Source organism: Pseudomonas sp. Y5-11, from assembly GCF_022368695.1.
GTDB classification, from domain to species: domain Bacteria; phylum Pseudomonadota; class Gammaproteobacteria; order Pseudomonadales; family Pseudomonadaceae; genus Aquipseudomonas; species Aquipseudomonas parakoreensis.
This window is the reverse complement of record NZ_CP058974.1, coordinates 5,011,222-5,029,467: the sequence shown is the minus strand read 5'-3', so window position 1 is coordinate 5,029,467 and position 18,246 is coordinate 5,011,222. Positions and strand designations below refer to the sequence as shown.

20 protein-coding genes are annotated in these 18,246 nt (G+C 61.1%); 8 read left to right on the top strand and 12 right to left on the bottom strand.

Annotation, left to right across the window (positions count from 1 at the left end):
* Positions 1–22: 22 nt before the first annotated feature.
* Positions 23–1,441, top strand: coding sequence for a 3-isopropylmalate dehydratase large subunit (leuC, locus tag HXW87_RS22405; RefSeq protein WP_239777784.1), 1,419 nt, complete (start codon positions 23–25; stop codon positions 1,439–1,441).
* Positions 1,438–2,052, top strand: coding sequence for a 3-isopropylmalate dehydratase small subunit (leuD, locus tag HXW87_RS22400; protein WP_047295346.1), 615 nt, complete (start codon positions 1,438–1,440; stop codon positions 2,050–2,052). Before leuC ends, leuD begins: the two co-directional genes overlap by 4 nt.
* 123 nt (positions 2,053–2,175) lie before the next feature.
* On the opposite strand, the gene HXW87_RS22395 is transcribed toward leuD, so the two are convergent.
* From HXW87_RS22395 to soxR, 4 genes are all read right to left on the bottom strand, one after another.
* Complete coding sequence (locus HXW87_RS22395) at positions 2,176–3,126, bottom strand: LysR substrate-binding domain-containing protein (RefSeq protein WP_239777783.1); 951 nt, start codon at positions 3,124–3,126, stop codon at positions 2,176–2,178.
* Between the two features lie 23 nt (positions 3,127–3,149).
* Positions 3,150–4,025: an alpha/beta hydrolase gene (locus HXW87_RS22390; RefSeq protein ID WP_239777782.1), complete on the bottom strand. Its 876-nt coding sequence runs from the start codon at positions 4,023–4,025 to the stop codon at positions 3,150–3,152.
* A gap of 239 nt (positions 4,026–4,264) precedes the next feature.
* Positions 4,265–4,723, bottom strand: coding sequence for a VOC family protein (locus tag HXW87_RS22385; RefSeq protein ID WP_095668703.1), 459 nt, complete (start codon positions 4,721–4,723; stop codon positions 4,265–4,267).
* Between the two features lie 104 nt (positions 4,724–4,827).
* Complete coding sequence (soxR, locus tag HXW87_RS22380; protein ID WP_047295338.1) at positions 4,828–5,277, bottom strand: redox-sensitive transcriptional activator SoxR; 450 nt, start codon at positions 5,275–5,277, stop codon at positions 4,828–4,830.
* 92 nt (positions 5,278–5,369) lie between these two features.
* On the opposite strand from soxR, the gene HXW87_RS22375 reads away from it, so the two are divergent.
* Positions 5,370–5,735: an antibiotic biosynthesis monooxygenase gene (locus HXW87_RS22375; protein WP_003226650.1), complete on the top strand. Its 366-nt coding sequence runs from the start codon at positions 5,370–5,372 to the stop codon at positions 5,733–5,735.
* Here the strand turns inward: HXW87_RS22375 and HXW87_RS22370 are convergent.
* From HXW87_RS22370 to msuE, 4 genes are all read right to left on the bottom strand, one after another.
* A complete protein-coding gene (locus tag HXW87_RS22370; RefSeq protein WP_095668704.1) occupies positions 5,732–6,835 on the bottom strand; it encodes a sigma-54 dependent transcriptional regulator in 1,104 nt (367 codons plus the stop codon). The two genes, HXW87_RS22375 and HXW87_RS22370, sit on opposite strands and share 4 nt — an antisense overlap.
* Before the next feature lie 25 nt (positions 6,836–6,860).
* A complete protein-coding gene (locus HXW87_RS22365; protein ID WP_239777781.1) occupies positions 6,861–8,048 on the bottom strand; it encodes an acyl-CoA dehydrogenase family protein in 1,188 nt (395 codons plus the stop codon).
* A 122-nt stretch (positions 8,049–8,170) separates the two neighbouring features.
* A complete protein-coding gene (gene ssuD, locus HXW87_RS22360) occupies positions 8,171–9,316 on the bottom strand; it encodes an FMNH2-dependent alkanesulfonate monooxygenase (protein ID WP_239777780.1) in 1,146 nt (381 codons plus the stop codon).
* A 10-nt stretch (positions 9,317–9,326) separates the two neighbouring features.
* Positions 9,327–9,890, bottom strand: a complete 564-nt coding sequence (gene msuE, locus HXW87_RS22355) for an FMN reductase (protein ID WP_239777779.1) — start codon at positions 9,888–9,890, stop codon at positions 9,327–9,329.
* A 393-nt stretch (positions 9,891–10,283) separates the two neighbouring features.
* On the opposite strand from msuE, the gene HXW87_RS22350 reads away from it, so the two are divergent.
* The 4 genes from HXW87_RS22350 (at position 10,284) to HXW87_RS22335 (ending at position 14,495) form a co-directional block, all read left to right on the top strand.
* Positions 10,284–10,541, top strand: coding sequence for a hypothetical protein (locus HXW87_RS22350; RefSeq protein ID WP_047295328.1), 258 nt, complete (start codon positions 10,284–10,286; stop codon positions 10,539–10,541).
* 102 nt (positions 10,542–10,643) lie between these two features.
* Complete coding sequence (locus tag HXW87_RS22345) at positions 10,644–11,258, top strand: LysE family translocator (RefSeq protein WP_041069783.1); 615 nt, start codon at positions 10,644–10,646, stop codon at positions 11,256–11,258.
* A gap of 205 nt (positions 11,259–11,463) precedes the next feature.
* Positions 11,464–12,630 carry an aminotransferase class V-fold PLP-dependent enzyme gene (locus tag HXW87_RS22340; RefSeq protein WP_182401876.1) on the top strand — a complete coding sequence of 389 codons (1,167 nt, stop codon included), beginning with the start codon at positions 11,464–11,466 and terminating at the stop codon, positions 12,628–12,630.
* Positions 12,631–12,686: 56 nt separating this feature from the next.
* A complete protein-coding gene (locus HXW87_RS22335; protein ID WP_239777778.1) occupies positions 12,687–14,495 on the top strand; it encodes an aminopeptidase P family protein in 1,809 nt (602 codons plus the stop codon).
* Between the two features lie 44 nt (positions 14,496–14,539).
* Here the strand turns inward: HXW87_RS22335 and HXW87_RS22330 are convergent, their stop codons facing one another.
* Both HXW87_RS22330 and HXW87_RS22325 read right to left on the bottom strand, forming a co-directional pair.
* A complete protein-coding gene (locus HXW87_RS22330) occupies positions 14,540–15,136 on the bottom strand; it encodes a 2-hydroxychromene-2-carboxylate isomerase (RefSeq protein WP_182401875.1) in 597 nt (198 codons plus the stop codon).
* A 40-nt stretch (positions 15,137–15,176) separates the two neighbouring features.
* On the bottom strand, positions 15,177–15,908 hold the full coding sequence (locus tag HXW87_RS22325) for an SDR family oxidoreductase (protein WP_047295320.1): 732 nt from the start codon (positions 15,906–15,908) through the stop codon (positions 15,177–15,179).
* 92 nt (positions 15,909–16,000) lie between these two features.
* On the opposite strand from HXW87_RS22325, the gene HXW87_RS22320 reads away from it, so the two are divergent.
* On the top strand, positions 16,001–16,579 hold the full coding sequence (locus HXW87_RS22320; RefSeq protein ID WP_047295317.1) for a TetR/AcrR family transcriptional regulator: 579 nt from the start codon (positions 16,001–16,003) through the stop codon (positions 16,577–16,579).
* 1 nt (position 16,580) lies between these two features.
* Here the strand turns inward: HXW87_RS22320 and HXW87_RS22315 are convergent, their stop codons facing one another.
* On the bottom strand, positions 16,581–16,862 hold the full coding sequence (locus tag HXW87_RS22315; RefSeq protein ID WP_041069802.1) for a hypothetical protein: 282 nt from the start codon (positions 16,860–16,862) through the stop codon (positions 16,581–16,583).
* Positions 16,863–17,030: 168 nt separating this feature from the next.
* Positions 17,031–17,918, bottom strand: coding sequence for a threonine/homoserine exporter RhtA (gene rhtA, locus HXW87_RS22310; protein WP_239777777.1), 888 nt, complete (start codon positions 17,916–17,918; stop codon positions 17,031–17,033).
* Positions 17,919–18,246 lie beyond the last annotated feature (328 nt).

Here is an 18,246-nt window from a genome sequence, read left to right as displayed (position 1 = left end):
GATTTCCCGAGTGAGCACCCTGATGAACCCCAGAACCCTCTACGACAAACACATCGATTCGCACACCGTGTGCCGCCTCGACGATCAGGGCCATGTGCTGCTGTATATCGATCGTCAGGTGATCAACGAATACACCAGCCCTCAGGCGTTCAGCGGTCTGCGTGCTGCCGGACGCAAGGTCTGGCGGCCGGGCACGGCGTTGGCGGTGGTCGATCACGTCAATCCGACCACGCCGCAACGGGTGGCGGCGATGCCCGATGCCGGCGGTGCGCGGCAGGTGGCGTATCTGGCGGAAAACTGCCGGGACTTCGGCATCGAACTGCTGGATATCCTCGACAAACGTCAGGGCATCGAGCATGTGATCGCCCCGGAGCAGGGCTTCATTCTGCCAGGCATGGTCATCGCTGCGGGCGACAGCCACACCACCACCTACGGTGCGCTGGGAGCGTTCGGGTTTGGCATTGGCACCTCGGAAATCGAGCACCTGCTGGCGTCGCAAACGCTGGTCTACAAACGCCTGAAAAGCCTGCGCGTGACGGTGGAGGGCGAGCTGGCACCGGGGCTGACGTCGAAGGATGTGATCATGGCGCTGATCGGCCGCATCGGTGCGTCGGGTGCCACGGGTTATGCCATTGAATTCTGCGGTTCGACCATTGATGCGCTGAGCGTCGAAGCGCGGATGACCATTTGCAACATGGCGGTCGAAGCCGGTGCACGCGGTGCGTTCATGGCGCCGGACGAAAAAGTCTTTGCTTATCTCAACGGCAAACCCCGCGCACCGCAAGGCGAACGCTGGGCGCGCGGCGTGGAAAAATGGCGTGAACTGCGCAGCGATCCCGGTGCGGTGTTCGACCGCGAAATCCACCTCGACGCCACTCTGCTGGAACCGATGGTCACCTGGGGCACCAGCCCGGATCAGGCGGCGCCGATCGGCGCGCAGGTGCCGGACCCGCAAAGCATCGACGATCCGATCCTGCGTCAGGACATGCGCCGCGCCCTGCATTACATGGGCCTGGAGGCGGGCATGGCGCTGCGCGATATTGTCATCAGTCACGCGTTTATCGGCTCCTGCACCAACGCGCGGATCGAGGATCTGCGTGACGCCGCCAGCGTCGTGCGCGGGCGGCGGGTGGCCGGGCATGTGCGGGCGATGATCGTGCCCGGTTCCAGCGAAGTGCGCGCTCAGGCCGAGGCTGAAGGGCTGGCGCAGATCTTTATCGACGCCGGGTTTGAATGGCGTCAGTCCGGTTGCTCGATGTGCCTGGCGATGAACGATGACGTACTCGCGCCCGGCGACCGTTGCGCCTCCAGCACCAACCGCAATTTCGAAGGCCGCCAGGGTGCCGGGGCGCGTACGCACCTGATGAGCCCGGCGATGGTCGCCGCCGCCGCGATCAGTGGCCACCTCACCGACATCCGCCACCTTGGAGAGCGCCCATGAGTCTGCAACCCTTCACGCAAGTCAGCGGCCAGGCCGCGCCGCTGCTCGCGGCCAACGTCGACACCGACGTGATCATGCCCAAGCAATTCCTCAAGGGCATCGACCGTCAGGGACTGGATCGTGGGCTGTTTTTCGATCTGCGCTTTCTCGCCGACGGTACGCCCAACCCGGAATTCGTGTTGAACCAGCCAGCCTGGCAGGGCGCGAGTTTTCTGGTGGTCGGGGCGAATTTCGGCTGCGGTTCCAGCCGCGAACACGCGGTGTGGGGGTTGCAGCAAATGGGCATTCGCGCGCTGATCGGCAGCCGTTTCGCCGGGATCTTCTTCGACAACTGCCAGCGCAACGGGGTGTTGCTGATCACGCTGGATGAGGCGCAGGTGCAGCGCATTGGCCGGTTGGTGAGTCAGCCTGAAACGGCGCAGATCAGTGTGGATCTGGAGACGCAGCAGATTCGTCTGGCGGACGGTGAAGTCATCGATTTCCAGATTGACGGCTTGCGCAAGACCGCGCTGTTGCTGGGGCTGGATGCGATTGGCAGTACCTTGCAGCGACGAGCGCAGATCGAGGCGTTCGAGCGCGAACACCTGGCCGCCAACCCATGGCTGGCCTGACATACCCTTGACCCTGTGGGAGCTGGCTTGCCAGCGATGAGGCCAGCACATCCAACATTTATATTGGCTGAGCTGACGCTTTCGCTGGCAAGCCAGCTCCCACAGGGTTTTGTGGTGTTCCGGCTACAGAGAAAGATCCTTGAAATGCCCCTGCAAAAATTCCACACACGCCCGCAGCTTTCCGGAGTTGGCCAGCCGCGTCGGGTACACCGCCCAGACATTGGCGCTCTGGCTGTAATCGGCCAGCACCGGCAGCAGTCGGCCCTGTTCCAGCAACGGTTTCACATCCCACAATGAGCGCAGCAACACCCCGCGTCCGTCGAGCGCCCATTGCAGGACGATCTCGCCGTTGTTGGACGACAGCGGCCCACTGACGCGCACGCTTTCCTGCGTGCCGTCACGATCCAGATGCCAGATGCCGAACGCGTTGTCGCGCTCCTTGATCACCAGACAATCGTGTTGTTGCAGATCGTCCAGGGTCTGCGGTGTACCTCGGCGTTCAAGGTATCCGGGCGCAGCGCACAGCACCCGGCGGTTGCTCACCAGTTGCCGGCCGATGTGCTGACCGGGCAGGTCGTCGCCGACGCGGATTTCCAGATCGAAACCTTCATTGACGATGTCCACCGCGCGGTCGAACAGGTCCAGGCGAATCTGCAATTGCGGGTGCCGTTCCGCCAGCAGCGAAACCGCAGGCGCCACATGGTTGCGGCCGAAACCGAAACTGCTGCAGATGTGCAGGCGTCCGCGTGGGCAGTCGTGGGCGTCGGCGAGATCGTCGTGCAGTTGCTGGAAATCATCGAGGATGCGCAAAGCCCAGCGCTGCACCCGCTCGCCGTCCTCGGTCAGCGACACGCGGCGACTGGTGCGGTGCAGCAGGCGGGTGCCGAGGGTCGATTCGAGAATCTGGATGCGTTTGCTGACGTAGGCCGGGCTCAGGCCCAGCTCATCGGCGGCGGCTGCGAAGCCGTTCTTGCGGATCACGGTCAGCAGCACCCGCAGGTCTTCGGGCAGGGGCACGGGGTCTTGGTTCCGGGACATGTGGGGGCGGGCACTGGCGGTACAAGCTGCCAGCATAGCATCGGTGGGGAACGCTCGATTCAGCGCAGGAAATCCAGCGCTTCGGCGAGCAACAGTTCGGGCACTTCTTCAGCCAGATAATGCCCGGACGGCAGCGCCTTGCCACTGACGTTGGTTGCCACGTGCTGCCATTCCTTGAGCGGGTCGAAGCAGCGCCCGACCGTGCCTTGCGCGCCCCACAGCACCCGCAGCGGCAGGTCAAGATGATGGCCGGCAGCGAGGTCGGCCCGGTCATGTTCCAGGTCGATGCTGGCGCTGGCGCGGTAGTCCTCGCAAATGCCGCGGGCGCTGCCGGGACGTTGCAGACAACGCAGGTATTCGCTGAACGCTGGCCCGGTAAACGGCGTGAGCCCGGCGCTGCGGCTGCCCATGACGCTGCGCAGATAGCCTTCGGGATCGGCTTCGATCAGGGTTTCCGGCAACGGCGCCGGGCGGATCAAAAAGAACCAGTGCCAATAGGCGCGGGCAAAGGCCTCGTTGGTCTGCGTGTACATTGCCAGGGTCGGAGCGATGTCCAGCAGCATCATCCGTTGCACCGCAGCGCGGTGGTTGAGGGCCAGGCGATGGGCGACCCGCGCGCCACGGTCGTGGGCCAGCACCGAAAACTGTTCGAAGCCCAGCGCCTGCATCAACTCGAGGTTGTCCCTGGCCATTTCGCGTTTTGAGTAATGACGATGCTGTTCATCGGCAGCCGGCCGGGCGCTGTCGCCGTACCCGCGCAGGTCGGCGGCGACCACGGTGAAATGCTCCGCCAACTGCTCGGCAATCTTGTGCCAGATCACATGGGTCTGCGGGTGTCCGTGCAACAGCAACAGGCCCGGGCCGTTGCCGCCGAGGCGGTAGGCGATGTCGACACCGTTGATGTGGCGCTGGTCTTTGCTGAATCCGGCAAACATCGGGCTGATCCTTGTTCAGGTGCGGGTGGGATGCATCCTGAAAGTGTTCGGCATGCGGGGCAAGGGTTGAAGCGTGGTGTGGTGGTTCATGAAGTGTGATGTGTGTCGCCAGGGCTGGCCCCTTCGCGGGCAAGCCCGCTCCCACAGTGTTTTTCTGTGTGACACCAATCGTGTAAACACCAAAGATCTCTGTGGGAGCGGGCTTGCCCGCGAAGAGGCCAGCCCAGCCCCTGAAAATCTCAACCCTGCTGAAACATCTCCATCGCCCGCTGCCTGATCTGCTCCTCGGTCAGATCCTCCTTGCGCGTCGCCAGAAACCACAGATGCCCATAAGGATCTTTCAGCGTCCCGCTGCGATCACCATAAAACTGATCCTTGACCTCGGACACCGCTTGCGCCCCGGCCTCCAGTGCCCGCTGAAAGGATTTGTCGACATCGGTGACATACAGATGCAGACCGACCGACACGGCATGGTCCGGGCCGCTCAATGGCCCTTGATCGCACGGTGTGCCGAGCATGATCGCGCTGTCGCCAATGCGCAGCTCGGCGTGGCCGATACGGCCGTCCGGCATGTCCAGGCGCATGACCACCGTGGCGCCGAAGGCTTTTTTATAGAATTCGATGGCATCGGCAGCCTTGAGGATGCCGAGGTACGGGGTAATGCTGTGATACCCCTCGGGAATGGGTTTGACGCTCATGACGTTCTCCCTGTTCTTTGTTTTGCGAGGTAGGGCTCCACCGGATTTGTGGAAAATTCACTATAGAACTGTCTGCGCGGGCAGAATTTTTCCCCGACGAGCCGTCAGCCGAGAAAGTGCGCCCCCGGCCCTTTCTCACCGAGCACATCGCCCTGGTTGCGCAACGGGCAAGCTTCCATCGACAGACAGCCGCAGCCGATGCAGCCGGTAAGCCGGTCACGCAACAGGGTCAGCTGATTAATCCGTTCATCCAGCTCGCGGCGCCATTGCTCGGAGAGGATTTTCCAGTCCGCTGCGGTTGGTGCGCGGTCGTCGGGGAGTCTCTTCAGCGCCTCGCCAATCTCCGCCAGCGGAATACCCAGGCGTTGCGCGACCTTGATCAACGCTACTCGGCGCAAGACCGCCCGTGGATAACGGCGCTGATTGCCGGCATTGCGCTGGCTCTTGATCAGGCCTTTGGCTTCATAAAAGTGCAGGGCAGTGACCGCGACACCGCTGCGCGCGGCGACTTCGCCGACCGTGAGTTGTTTGTGCAGGTTTTCCGGGGTGATCATTTTGCAAAGCACTCTTGACCTTGACTTAACTAGAGGTTTTACCCTGCAGGTCTTCGAGTCGCAAGACTCGGCTTAATCAGTGGGGACTTCTCATGCAAACCTCAGCGAAAAATCGCAGTTTTACCCAATTGATCGAATTCGAGATCGAGCCGCGTCAGCAGCCGGCATTGGTTTCGGCGCTGTCGCAGCAGAGCGAACATCTGGCGCAGCGCTACGCAGGCTTTGTCAGCGCCAGTGTCCAGGTCAGCGACGACGGTCGGCGGGTGCTGAGCTTGCTGCAATGGCAAAGCCGCGAAGCCGGGGAGGCGGCGTTCTGTCGCTATGAAAGCGGCGAGCAGGATTTCTGGCAGCTGATCCGCGCCCATCAGGCGAAAACCGTGACCTTCAATTCGTTTCAGGTGTTGAGCAGCATCGCCCGCAGCCATGACGATGCGCTGCACTGCAACCTGGTCGGCTAGATCGACAACTGGATCAGGCGTTCACCGCGCAGGTTCTCCGTGAGCCGCCGCTTGTTCACCGCCAGTTCGCCGATCTTTATCAGCCGTGTGCGCGTGACGTTGCGGCTCAGACCGAGCAGCGCGGCGGTGTGCACCTGGTTGTAATGGCAGAAGCGATAGGCGGCGCGCAGCAAGGCGTCTTCGACCTTTTCGTGGAGGGCGCCGGCCTGTTGCTCGAAGAGCTTCTGGAAGGCTCGCTCCAGCAACGCTTCCGGTGAATCGTCGGCGCTCGACTGCTGATCGTCCGCGCGCTCGATGCGCAGGTTCGACAGGCGCAGATCGTCGCGCTCGATCACACCGTTGCGGCAGATCAACAGGGTGTGATGGATGACGTTTTCCAGTTCGCGGATGTTCCCCGGCCAACTGTAGCTGCGCAGTTTCTGTTCGGCACCGGGGCTGATACTGACCCGTCCGTAACCCAGGCGCTGGCTGTAGGCCTCGATGAAATGCCGGGTCAGCGGCAGGATGTCGCCGGGCCGTTCGCGCAGCGGACTGAGTTCCAGATTGACCACGTTCAACCGGTAGAACAGGTCTTCGCGGAAGTTGCCGGCATTGATCGCTTTCTCCAGTTGCACGTTGGTCGCGGCCAGCACCCGCACATCGATCGGAATGCTTTTGCGCGAACCGAGGCGCACCACTTCGCGTTCCTGCAACACCCGCAGCAACTTGACCTGAATCGCCATCGGCAAATCGCCGATTTCGTCGAGGAACAAAGTGCCGCCGTCCGCCTCTTCGAACCAGCCGGCCTTGGCGCTGAGCGCGCCGGTGAAAGCGCCTTTTTCATGGCCGAACAGCTCGGCTTCCACCAGTGATTCGGAGAAGGCGCCGCAGTTGACTGCGACAAACGGCCGATGCCGGCGGTGGCTCAGGTTGTGAATATGCCGCGCCACCAGCTCCTTGCCGGTGCCGGTCTCGCCGATGATCAGCACGCTGGCTTCGCTCGGCGCGACCTGTTGCAGATGCGCCAGCAAGGCCTGGGATTTCGGGTCTTCGAAGACCTGCGCGGTGGCGCGGATCGACGTCGCCAGAGCGGGTGAGGGCGGAAGGGTCAGCAGTTGCATGGGACTCGCTCCATTAAAGGCAAGATCAGGAATAGAACGTCGGCACCGGCAGCGCCTGGTTCAGCGCCCAGTCGCCCAGCTCGTGGAGTTTGTAATCGAGCGGGTCGTGCAGAGTCTGCGTGCGCAGGTTGCGCCAGTGTCGGTCGAGACGCAGCGAGGCGTGGGTTGAACGCGCGCCGGTGACTTCGAACAAACGGCTGCAGATGTCCAGTCCCTGACGACTGGCGGCGACCTTGGCGGTGGCAATCGCCGTGGCCAGATGTCCACGTTCTTCTGCGGTCAGGTTCGGGCCTTTGGCCCAGGCCTCGTCGAGCAGCGCGGCGGCCCGCTCGACCAGCAGACGAATGCCTTCCAGTGCGACCCAGAACTCGCCGTAATGCGCGAGCACGTATGGGTCTTCGCGCACGTCGCGGGCGGCGGATTTGTGCCAGAGCCGGGTTTCGCTCAGGGTGTATTGCCGGGCTTCTGCAAAGGCACCTTCGGCGATGCCGAGAAACAGGTGGGTGAAGGTCAGTTGCGCGATCAGCGGACGCAGGCAGGCGAACGGCGTGCTCAACGGGCCGGGATCAAGCAGCAGCTCGGATTCTTCGACCCGCACCCGTTCGAACGTGGCGCTGCCGCTGTCGGTCTGGCGCTGGCCGATGTTGTTCCAGTCGTCGTGCAGAGTGATGCCGCTGCGACCGCTGGGGATCGCCGCAATCAGCAACTTGCCGCCTGCACTTTCGTCGACGGCGGAAGCGATCAACATCTGCGAATCGCTGGCGCCGGAGCAGAAGCTTTTCTTCCCGGAAAACTCGCGCCAGCCGCCGAAGTCCTTGACCACAGTGCGGGTGTCGAGCGGGTTGAGGGCGTTACCCCAGAACCAGTTCTGCCGCGCGGTCTGTTCGAACCATGGCTGCCATTGTTCGGGCCGCGAGAACAGGCGCACGGTGGCAAGCATCAGGTGATGAAAGCCGAAGACGTGGGCGACGGAACTGTCGACCTTGGCGAACTCGCGCACGACTTGCAGGGTTTCGCTCCATGTCGCGCCGAGGCCGCCGTAACGGGTGGGAATGCTCAGCGCCAGCAGGCCGCTGTCGCGCAGGGCATCGCGTTCGGCCTTCGGCGTACCGCCGCGCTCGTCACGCTCGACGGCGGTCAGGGCGAATTCGGCGGCCAGTTGACGCGCGGTCTGCAGCGGGGAGAGCAGGGTGCTTTGTGGTTTGGCGGTCACACCAAAACTCCTATGTTCTACAACTTCCGTGTAGGAGCTGCCGAAGGCTGCGATCTGTTGATTTGATTTTTACAAGCAAGATCAACAGATCGCAGCCTTCGGCAGCTCCTACAGTGGACGTTTTAGGCCTTTGCCTGGGTGGGCAACACATCGTTGGCAATCATTTCGCCAAACGGCCCGGTGAGGTTGGTCACGCCGCGTCCGGCCAGGCTTGCGTACGGCTCGGGCAGCAACGGGAACACCAGTTCAGCAAAGCGGTAAGCCTCTTCCAGATGTGGATAACCGGAGAAGATGAAGCTCTCGATACCGAGGTCGGCGTACTCCTTGATCCGCGCGGCCACTTGCTGCGGATCGCCCACCAGCGCGGTACCGGCACCGCCGCGTACCAGACCGACGCCGGCCCACAGGTTGGGGGCGATTTCCAGGTTGTCGCGACGCCCGTCGTGCAACGCTGCCATGCGTCGCTGGCCTTCGGAGTCGAAGCGCGAGAAGGATTTCTGCGCGGCCTCGATGGTCTCGTCGCTGATGTACTCGATCAGTTTGTCCGCAGCCTTCCACGCTTCTTCGGCAGTCTCGCGAACGATGACGTGCAGACGAATCCCGAACTTCACCTTGCGCCCATGCCGCGCGGCGCGTTCACGCACATCGGCGAGTTTTTCGGCAACGGCGGCGGGCGGTTCGCCCCAGGTCAGATACACGTCGACTTGCTCGGCAGCGAGGTCATGTGCCGCGTCGGACGAGCCACCGAAATACAGCGGCGGATAGGGCTTCTGCACTGGCGGATAAAGGGCCTTGGCGTTCTGTACTTTCAGGTGTTTGCCTTCGAAATCCACCGATTCGCCTTGCAACACCCGGCGCCAGATCTTGAGGAATTCGTCGGTGACTTCGTAGCGTTCGCTGTGGCTGAGGAAGCTGCCGTCGCCACGGTTTTCGTCGGGGTCGCCGCCGGTCACCACGTTGATCAGCAGGCGGCCGTTGGACAGTCGATCGAGCGTCGCCGCCATGCGCGCCGAAACGGTGGGCGAAATGATCCCCGGACGGATCGCTACCAGATAACGCAGGCGCTCGGTCAAAGGCACCAGCGCCGAAGCGATCACCCACGAGTCTTCGCAGGAGCGCCCGGTGGGAATCAGCACGCCGTGGTAGCCGAGGCTGTCGGCGGCTTGCGCCACTTGTTTCAGGTAATTCAGGGTGACCGGGCGCGCGCCTTGGGTGGTGCCCAGGTAATGCCCGTCGCCGTGGGTCGGCAGGAACCAGAAAACATCCATGAACAGCTCCTTAAGCGATTTTCAGCAACGGTTTGATTTGCGTGCCGAACAGCGGCGCGGCGCGTTCGGCGGCCAGGCGAATGCGCGCTTTCAGCGGTTCGCTGTTGATCTGGTAGTCGGCGAAATCGGCCTCGGTGGCATAGACCCCGATGGGCAGGGTCACGGCCTGGAAGAAACTGAACAGCGGCCGCAACTGGTGATCCAGCACCAGCGCATGGCGCTCACTGCCCCCGGTGGCAGCGAGCAGTACCGGGGTGTCGATCAGCGCGTTGAGGTCGATCAGGTCAAACAGATGCTTGAGCAGGCCCGGGTAGGAACCGCGATACACCGGCGCGGCGACGATCAGCAGCTCCGCCTGTTCGATGGCTTGCAGTTCGGCCTCGACCTCGGTGTTCAGCTCCTGACGCGACAGGGCACTACCCAACGGCCGGGCGATGTCACCGAGTTCGATCAGATGACTCTCGACCGGCAAGTGTCCGGCCAGTTCGGCCAACAGCGCTTGGGTCAGTACCAGCGTGCGCGATGGACGCCAGGTGCCGCCGGAGAGGGCGACGACTTTCAGGGGACGCGACATGATCAGTTCCTTTTTTTCAACAGTTGCTCAGCGAGCAGTGAGTCAGTGCCAAGGCTTGAGCAAGCGCTGTACCAATTCCTGAGAGGCCCGGTTTTATTGGGCCTGAGCGCTCTGGCGTAAGTCGGTTGTGCGGATATCAGGCGGGTTTGTTGATCTGCTGTTGCCTGGGCAACAGTTGCTGGAGCAACAGTTGTTCGCCGTGTGCAGGGATTTATAGCGACTGCTGTTTATTCCGTAAAAGAACGTTAATCGATATTTATAGATCATTTGGAGATATAGCGACGATACAGCTGAAATCCTGATAGCCACTATTGAACGCGTTGATTTTTGCCCGGACGGGCGCGGGCGTAGCCTTTGTCCATCGACTACCACCGCCCCGCCAGGACGCTCCCCATGAATCATTTACTGACTGTTTCGCTGTTGCTCGCTGTCTCCGTACTCGCCGGTTGCGCGACCCACGTTTCCCCCGAACAACGGCCTTACACCGCCGAAGAAACCCGCGAACTGGCGATGGAAGCGCTGAATCGCAGCGGCTTGTCCTTCGACGAATATCACGCGAAGAAAGCCGCACTGCTGGGCGAATCGCAATTCGACAAGAAAGCTGAAATGAGCGCCGGGCGAGCCATACAGCTGCATGGTCGTCCAAGTTAATCGAAAACTGTACTGCTCGAATTTTCGCGTAACTGTCCGTGGGTTTGCGGGCTGCCGTGCGATAGGGTCAACACCTGAATGACCCCCGACGGATTGCCCTCCATGACCCTTTCGCTTGATCTGCTGTTGGGCTTTGCCCTGTTTGCCCTTGTCACCTCGATTACACCGGGGCCGAACAACACCATGTTGCTGGCGTCGGGGGTGAACTTCGGCTTCAACCGCACCATTCCTCACATGCTCGGCATCACCTGCGGTTTCTTCGTATTGGTGGTCGCGGTGGGCTTTGGCCTGGGCGCGGTATTCCAGACATACCCGATTCTGTACACGGTGCTGCGCTATGTCGGCGCCGCGTATCTGTTGTACCTGGCGTGGAAAATCGCCCACTCGGGGCCGGTGGGCGAGGGCGTCGAAGGCGAGGCCCGGCCGATCAGCTATCTCGGCGCGGCGGCGTTCCAGTGGGTCAATCCCAAGGCCTGGATCATGGCCATCGGCGCCATCAGCACCTACACGCCGATGCAGGGTTATTTCACCAACGTGGTGGTGATTGCCGCCGTGTTTGCCATCATCAACCTGCCCAGTGTCGGCGTCTGGGCGGCGTGTGGCACGCTGTTGCGCAACGTGCTGAAGGACCCGCGCTGGTTGCGCGTGTTCAACTGGGGCATGGCGGCGCTGTTGGTGATTTCGCTGTACCCGTTACTTCTCGAAAGCTTTCACTGACGCATTGCTTCAACCGCCGGCCCGATGCCTGTTAAGCTCGGCTTCAGGAGCGTTCCTACGCACTTTTAAATGAAGTTGTTCTTCTTTAACGGCATCCGATCAGGTATTGATGACGCTCTCGAACCGACGCGCAGCTCACAAGGCTGCGTTGTGCCGTTTGCAGACACGAGCCTCCTGATCCCGGAACACGCTCTGCGAGTCTTTTATGAATAAACGTCCGCTGTATTTCGATTACGCCGCCACCACCCCGGTGGACGAGCGAGTCATCCAGGTGATGATCGACTGTCTGGGTTTTCACGGTAACTTCGGCAACCCGGCGTCCAGTTCCCATGCCTTTGGCCAGCAGGCCCGGCAAACGGTCGAGCAGGCCCGTCGACAAGTCGCCGAACTGGTGGGCGCCGAAGCCGCGCAGATCGTCTGGACCTCCGGCGCCACCGAATCCAACAACCTCGCCCTCAAGGGCGTAGCCCAGGCGCGCGGCGTTGCCGGTGGCCACATCATTACCAGCCAGATCGAACACAAAGCCATTCTTGATACCGCCCGGCAATTGCAGGACGCCGGTGTTGCGGTGAGCTATCTGGTGCCGGATGCCGAAGGCCTGATCACCCCGCAAGCGGTCAGCGAAGCCATGCGCGACGATACCTTTCTGGTGTCGCTGATGCTGGTCAACAACGAACTCGGTACCCTCAACGATATCCCGGCCATTGGTGAAGTCGTGCGCGGCCGTGGCGCGCTGTTCCACGTCGATGCCGCGCAGGGTGCGGGCAAAGTGGCGATCGATCTGCAGCAGTGGCCGGTGGACTTGATGTCGTTTTCGGCGCACAAACTCTACGGCCCCAAGGGGATCGGCGCGTTGTATGTCGGCCCGCGCGCGCAGCAGCGTTTGCAGGCGCAGATTCATGGCGGCGGCCACGAAGGCGGGCTGCGTTCCGGGACGCTGGCGACGCATCAGATCGCCGGCATGGGCGCGGCATTCGCCTTGGCCGCTGTGGCGTTCGATGAGGAGAAAACATCCATCGTGGCGCTGCGTGAGCGCTTGCTCGAACAGTTGTCGAGCCTGCCTGGCGTGCGTCTCAACGGCAGCGCTAGCCAGCGCATCCCGCATACCCTGAGCCTGACGTTCAGCGAAGGTGAGTTCAACGGTGCAGCCTTGAGCCAGTCGATCGCCTTTTCCGCGACCTCGGCCTGTAACTCGGCGAGCAACACGCCCTCTCACGTGCTGTTGGCCCTGGGACACGATGCCCGGCTGGCCGGTCGCACCATTCGCCTGAGCCTCGGCCGTTTCACCACTGCCGACGATATCGATCAGGCGGCAGAACTGATCAAAAGCGCCTGCGCCAGTGCCCCGGCATTCTGGGCGACAGGGCTTTAACCAGCCGGTTTTCACGGCTACGAACAATAACGATGAAGTGATTGGCAGGAGACATGATGAGTACCCAGACTTTGACCGAAGGAACGGTTCCCCAGCGCCTGGCGCACACCCGTGAATTGATGCGCCGCGAAGGCATTCATGCGTTGCTGGTGCCATCGGCGGACCCGCACCTCTCGGAATACCTGCCGGGTTACTGGCAAGGGCGCCAATGGCTGTCGGGCTTTCATGGCTCGGTCGGCACGTTGATCGTGACTGCCGATTTCGCCGGGGTCTGGGCTGACAGTCGCTATTGGGAGCAGGCGACCAAGGAACTCAAGGGCAGCGGCATCGAACTGGTCAAGCTGCAACCGGGTCAGCCGAGTCCGCTGGACTGGCTCGCCGAGCAGACACCCGAAGGTGGCGTGGTCGCGGTCGACGGTGCGGTGATGGCCGTTGCCTCGGCCCGCACGTTGAGCAGCAAGCTTGAAGCCCGCGGCGCGCGTCTGCGTACCGACATCGATTTGCTGAATGAAGTCTGGGCGGACCGCCCGAGCCTGCCGAACGCGCCGATCTATCAACATCTGCCACCGCAAGCGACGGTCAGCCGTGGCGAAAAACTCGCCAAACTGCGTGAGACCTTGCGGGAACGTGGCGCCGACTGGCACTTCATCGCCACCCTCGACGACATTGCCTGGCTGTTCAACCTGCGCGGCGGCGATGTCTCGTTCAATCCGGTGTTTGTGTCGTTCGCGTTGATCAATCAACAGCAAGCGACCCTGTTTGTGGCCTTGAGCAAAGTCGATGCCGAGTTGCGTGCAGTGCTGGAGCAGGATGGCGTGACTTTGCGCGATTACCGCGAAGTCGCCGACGCCTTGCGCGCTGTCCCAGGCGGCGCGAGCCTGCTGGTGGATCCGGCGCGGGTGACCAGCGGTTTGCTGGATAATCTGGACAAAGGCGTGAAACTGGTCGAAGGCCTGAACCCGACCACGCTCGCCAAATCGCAAAAGAGTGAGGCTGATGCGCAGCACATCCGCAAGGCCATGGAGCAGGACGGCGCGGCGTTGTGCGAATTTTTCGCCTGGCTGGAATCGGCCTTGGGTCGTGAACGCATCACCGAACTGACCATCGACGAGAAACTCACTGCTGCCCGTGAGCGTCGTCCGGATTACGTGTCGCTGAGCTTCAATACGATTGCCGCGTTTAACGCCAACGGCGCAATGCCGCACTACCACGCCACCGAAGAAGAACACGCAGTGATCGAGGGTGACGGCTTGCTGCTGATCGACTCGGGCGGCCAGTACCTGGGCGGCACTACCGACATCACCCGAATGGTGCCAGTGGGGACGCCAACGGCTGAGCAGAAGCGTGACTGCACGCGCGTACTCAAAGGCGTGATTGCTCTTTCGCGGGCGCAGTTCCCGAAAGGCATTCTGTCGCCGTTGCTCGACGCCATCGCCCGCGCACCGATCTGGGCGGAAAGCGTGGATTACGGTCACGGCACCGGTCATGGGGTCGGCTATTTCCTCAACGTTCACGAAGGCCCGCAGGTGATCGCCTATCAGGCAGCACCGGCACCGCAAACGGCGATGCAAGCGGGGATGATCACCTCGATCGAACCGGGCACTTATCGTCCGGGCCGTTGGGGCGTGCGCATCGAGAACCTGGCGATGAATCGCGAGGCGGGGAGCAGCGAGTTCGGTGAGTTCCTCAAGTTTGAAACCTTGACCCTGTGTCCGATCGACACGCGCTGCCTGGAACCGTCCTTGCTGACGCAGGAAGAGAAGCAGTGGTTCAACGCCTACCACGCTGAAGTGCGTGAGCGTCTGAGTCCGTTGCTGGAGGGCGCTGCGCTGGAGTGGCTGAACACGCGCACCGCGGCGATCTGAATGGCTGAAACCCGGGCGCTGGCGGCAATGCCCGGGTGTTGTTTCTAATCTTGACGCAGGGCTTCTTCGACGAAGTCGAGGCGGTCCTGTCCAAAGAACATCTGGTTGCCGATAAACATGCTCGGCGCGCCAAACACTCCGCGTTTAATGGCTGTTTCGGTGTTGTCCTTCAGGGCTGCCTTTACCGTCTCATCGTTGGTCAGGGCCAGAACTTCATCGGGGTCGAAGCCGTGCTCGCTCAATACCGCAGCGACAGTTGCCGGCTCATCAAGCGGGCGTCCCTCCACCCACAATGCCTTGAACAGACAATCGATAAACGCCTGAAAGCGTTCCGGTTGGCGCAGTTGGATGCCGGTGACGGCACGCATCAGCATCAGTGTGTTGATCGGAAAATGCGGATTGAATTTCAGCGGCACGCCGTAACGCTTGGCGTAGCGATCCAGATCCTGAAACATATAGCGGCCCTTTGCCGGAATCATCGCCGGCGATGCGTTGCCGGTCGCCTTGAACACGCCGCCCAGCAGCATCGGGATGTAAATCAGCTGGCTCGCGGTCTCGGCACAGATCTTCGGCAACTGGGTATAGGCCAGGTAAGTGGCAGGGCTGCCGAGATCGAAATAGAACTCCACGGTTTTCGTCATCTTCGCTGCTCTCTATTTATTGTTATGGAGGAGGTGGGGTTTACCAGCGTTCGTTCCACGGGCGCAGATCCAGTTCGAAGGTCCAGGCGTCCCGTGGCTGACTGTGCAGATACCAATAGTTTTCGGCGATGTGTTCGGGATTGAGAATACCGTCCTGATCCTTGGTCGCGTACTTCTCCGGGAAACTGTTGCGAATGAAATCGGTGTCGATGGCGCCATCTACCACCACGTGCGCGACATGGATGTTCATCGGCCCCAGCTCACGCGCCATGCTTTGCGCCAGTGCACGGATACCGTGTTTGGCGCCGGCAAACGCGGCAAATCCGGAAGCACCACGCAGTCCAGCGGTAGCGCCAGTGAACAGAATGGTGCCGCGCTGGCGCGTGACCATGCGCTTGGCCACTTCGCGGGCATTGAGAAAACCCGAGAAACAGGCCATTTCCCAGATCTTGAAATACTTGCGCGCAGTTTCTTCGAGAATGCTGCAAGGCACGTTGGCGCCGATGTTGAAGACAAACGCCTCGATCGGACCCAGGCAGGTTTCGATCTCTTCAATCAACGCGATGACGTCTTCTTCCTTGCGCGCATCGCAGGCAAAACCATGGGCTTCTCCGCCCTCGGCCGAAATCGCGTCGACCAGCGGCTGCAATTTGTCGGCACTGCGCCGGGTGACGCAAGCGACAAATCCTTCCCTGGCAAAGCGCTTGGCAATCGCTCCGCCGGTGGCATCGCCGGCACCAACGACTAATACGACCTTCTTGTTGTTATTCATGGGTGAACCCCTTTAGTAAACGATCGTTAAGTGAACGAACGTTATGCTAGGATCCGGACAACGTCAAGGCGGTCGATCAAGAGGGTAAGCACATGCGGTATTCCGCCGGTCACAAGCTGGAAACCCGAGAAAAACTGCTGAACAGCAGTGCACTGTCAGCCAAGCGTTCGGGCTTTTCCACAGTCGGTGTCGATGGTTTGATGAAGGCGATCGGCCTGAGTGGCGCGGCGTTTTATAGCCACTTCTCGTCGAAAAACGAGCTGTTCACCGCTATCGTCGAGCGCGAACTGTGTCAGAGCCTGGAGCGGCTGGGGGGGAAGGGGGCGCAGGACCGTGAGCGGCTGGAACGCTGTCTCAAGCAGTACCTCAGCATGGCTCACGTGGAGCAGCCTGAATCGGGCTGTGCCTTGCCGACGCTGGGCGCGGAAATTGCCCGTTCAGATGATCAGGTTCGCGAGCAGGCAGAGTTGTGGATTTGTCGGCTACAAGCCAGTTGGGCGCAGATTCTGGAAAGCGACAGCCTGGCCTGGGCGATTCTGTCGCAATGCGTCGGAGCGCTGGTGGTGGCGCGGATGCTGGTGACGCCGGAGATTCAACAGACGGTATTGCAGTCCAGTCATGAGGAAATCGGGCGTCAACTGGCTGCTCGGAAAGGCGGGCAGCCTGAATGATTCACTTGCAGATGACGATCATGCTGCGGCTGGTATAGCCAGCCGGATTGAGACCGAACGGGTAATCGCCTGGCTCTTCCACGGCGTCCCCGGATTTGGCGATGACCTTGTAGCCTTTGGGGGCGCAGGAATTGGCAGCGCTGGTGTAGCACTTGTCCCAAGAGGACGACAGCCCGGAACAGTTGATGTGCAGCCCTTTTTTACCGTGCTTCACCTGGGTCTTGGAGGTCGCTGCGCACCCCGCTACTGCCAATACAGCGATCAGTATCAAAATTCGTTTCATTACCGTCCTTATGGTAGCCACGAGTCTGGCGCTCGGGTCTGCCTGTATTCGCCTGCGCTTTAAGCGGTTTGATATCCCTGTCCGAAAAATCCATGTCTGGCACTGAGTCAAGGGGGCTAAACATGGCCTAAATGAACGCCAATTGCCAGACCTTCGTCAAATCCTGTCTCAATCCGCCGCAACGGCGGGCTTGGCGGTGCTGCCCATGGTCATGGTTGCCCCGACGGAGGCCAGAATAATGCAGAGGATCGCCATCCATTGTGACAGCGTGAGGTACTCCTGCAGAAACAGGAGGCCCGACAATGCGCCGAAGGCCGGTTCGATGCTCATCAAGGTACCAAAGGTGCGGGCAGGCATGCGGGTGAGGGCGACCATCTCAAGGGTATAGGGCAAAGCCGTCGAGAGGATGGCGACGCCGATGGCGATCGGGATAAGCGACGGGGTCAGCAACGCGGTGCCGGCATGCACGATGCCGATCGGCGCGACAAACAGTGCGGCGATCATCACGCCCAGAGCCGCAGTCGTCACGCCGTTGTCTGCACCGGCTTTTTGGCCGAACAGAATATACAACGCCCAGCACACGCCGGCGCCCAAGGCATAACCGGCGCCGACCAGATCAATTCCCGCTGTTGTTGCTCCCGTCGGGATCAACAACAGCAGGCCGACGGCCGCCAAGGCAATCCAGAGAAAATCGATAGCGCGGCGAGAGGCGTAAATGGCGACGGCCAGCGGACCCGTGAACTCAAGCGCGACTGCAATGCCAAGCGGTACGGTGCGCAATGACATATAGAAGAGGAAGTTCATCCCGCCCAGCGCCATTCCGTAAACGATCACTGTCCGCAGCGACTGAGCTGTCAGCCTTGCGCGCCATGGGCGCAGCAATAACAGCATGATTACGCTGGCGAAGATCAGGCGCAGAGTGGTCGTCCCTTGAGCGCCGACTACCGGGAACATGCTTTTGGCTAAAGAGGCGCCAGACTGGATGGATGCCATGGCTATTAATAAGAGGCCAACCGGGAACAGCGTTGAGGCCAGAGAGCGAGGTTGGTCAGTCATTGCGAGGCATCGTCCAAAGGTAAGAGCAGAGTATTGTTTTAGGTGTTGGGCAATATACTGCGCATTCGGAGGCATTGCGTCTATATATAGCTGGCTTTTTCGGTGTCTCGACAGAAAACTGAAATTAACGGTTGACGGCAGATTCTGGAGGTCTATAATTCGCCCCACTTCCGGCGTAGTCGAAACGGAAAACTCCTTGAGATTCAATGAGTTACGCAGTTTTCGGCAGCGGCTTGCTTCAGTTCATCGAGGCCTGGAGGGAGTTGAAAGAGCGGTGATGTTTGGCTCTTTTGACGGTTCGATCTTCTCGGTCGAAAGCGGTGAAAAA

Excerpts from the sequence above, each read along its gene's own strand:
- leuC (WP_239777784.1), top strand. The coding sequence starts at position 23 with ATGAACCCCAGAACCCTCTACGACAAACACATCGATTCGCACACCGTG.
- leuD (WP_047295346.1), top strand. The coding sequence starts at position 1,438 with ATGAGTCTGCAACCCTTCACGCAAGTCAGCGGCCAGGCCGCGCCGCTG.
- HXW87_RS22395 (WP_239777783.1), bottom strand. The coding sequence starts at position 3,126 with ATGCTGGCAGCTTGTACCGCCAGTGCCCGCCCCCACATGTCCCGGAAC.
- HXW87_RS22390 (WP_239777782.1), bottom strand. The coding sequence starts at position 4,025 with ATGTTTGCCGGATTCAGCAAAGACCAGCGCCACATCAACGGTGTCGAC.
- HXW87_RS22385 (WP_095668703.1), bottom strand. The coding sequence starts at position 4,723 with ATGAGCGTCAAACCCATTCCCGAGGGGTATCACAGCATTACCCCGTAC.
- soxR (WP_047295338.1), bottom strand. The coding sequence starts at position 5,277 with ATGATCACCCCGGAAAACCTGCACAAACAACTCACGGTCGGCGAAGTC.
- HXW87_RS22375 (WP_003226650.1), top strand. The coding sequence starts at position 5,370 with ATGCAAACCTCAGCGAAAAATCGCAGTTTTACCCAATTGATCGAATTC.
- HXW87_RS22370 (WP_095668704.1), bottom strand. The coding sequence starts at position 6,835 with ATGCAACTGCTGACCCTTCCGCCCTCACCCGCTCTGGCGACGTCGATC.
- ssuD (WP_239777780.1), bottom strand. The coding sequence starts at position 9,316 with ATGGATGTTTTCTGGTTCCTGCCGACCCACGGCGACGGGCATTACCTG.
- msuE (WP_239777779.1), bottom strand. The coding sequence starts at position 9,890 with ATGTCGCGTCCCCTGAAAGTCGTCGCCCTCTCCGGCGGCACCTGGCGT.
- HXW87_RS22350 (WP_047295328.1), top strand. The coding sequence starts at position 10,284 with ATGAATCATTTACTGACTGTTTCGCTGTTGCTCGCTGTCTCCGTACTC.
- HXW87_RS22345 (WP_041069783.1), top strand. The coding sequence starts at position 10,644 with ATGACCCTTTCGCTTGATCTGCTGTTGGGCTTTGCCCTGTTTGCCCTT.
- HXW87_RS22340 (WP_182401876.1), top strand. The coding sequence starts at position 11,464 with ATGAATAAACGTCCGCTGTATTTCGATTACGCCGCCACCACCCCGGTG.
- HXW87_RS22335 (WP_239777778.1), top strand. The coding sequence starts at position 12,687 with ATGAGTACCCAGACTTTGACCGAAGGAACGGTTCCCCAGCGCCTGGCG.
- HXW87_RS22330 (WP_182401875.1), bottom strand. The coding sequence starts at position 15,136 with ATGACGAAAACCGTGGAGTTCTATTTCGATCTCGGCAGCCCTGCCACT.
- HXW87_RS22325 (WP_047295320.1), bottom strand. The coding sequence starts at position 15,908 with ATGAATAACAACAAGAAGGTCGTATTAGTCGTTGGTGCCGGCGATGCC.
- HXW87_RS22320 (WP_047295317.1), top strand. The coding sequence starts at position 16,001 with ATGCGGTATTCCGCCGGTCACAAGCTGGAAACCCGAGAAAAACTGCTG.
- HXW87_RS22315 (WP_041069802.1), bottom strand. The coding sequence starts at position 16,862 with ATGAAACGAATTTTGATACTGATCGCTGTATTGGCAGTAGCGGGGTGC.
- rhtA (WP_239777777.1), bottom strand. The coding sequence starts at position 17,918 with ATGACTGACCAACCTCGCTCTCTGGCCTCAACGCTGTTCCCGGTTGGC.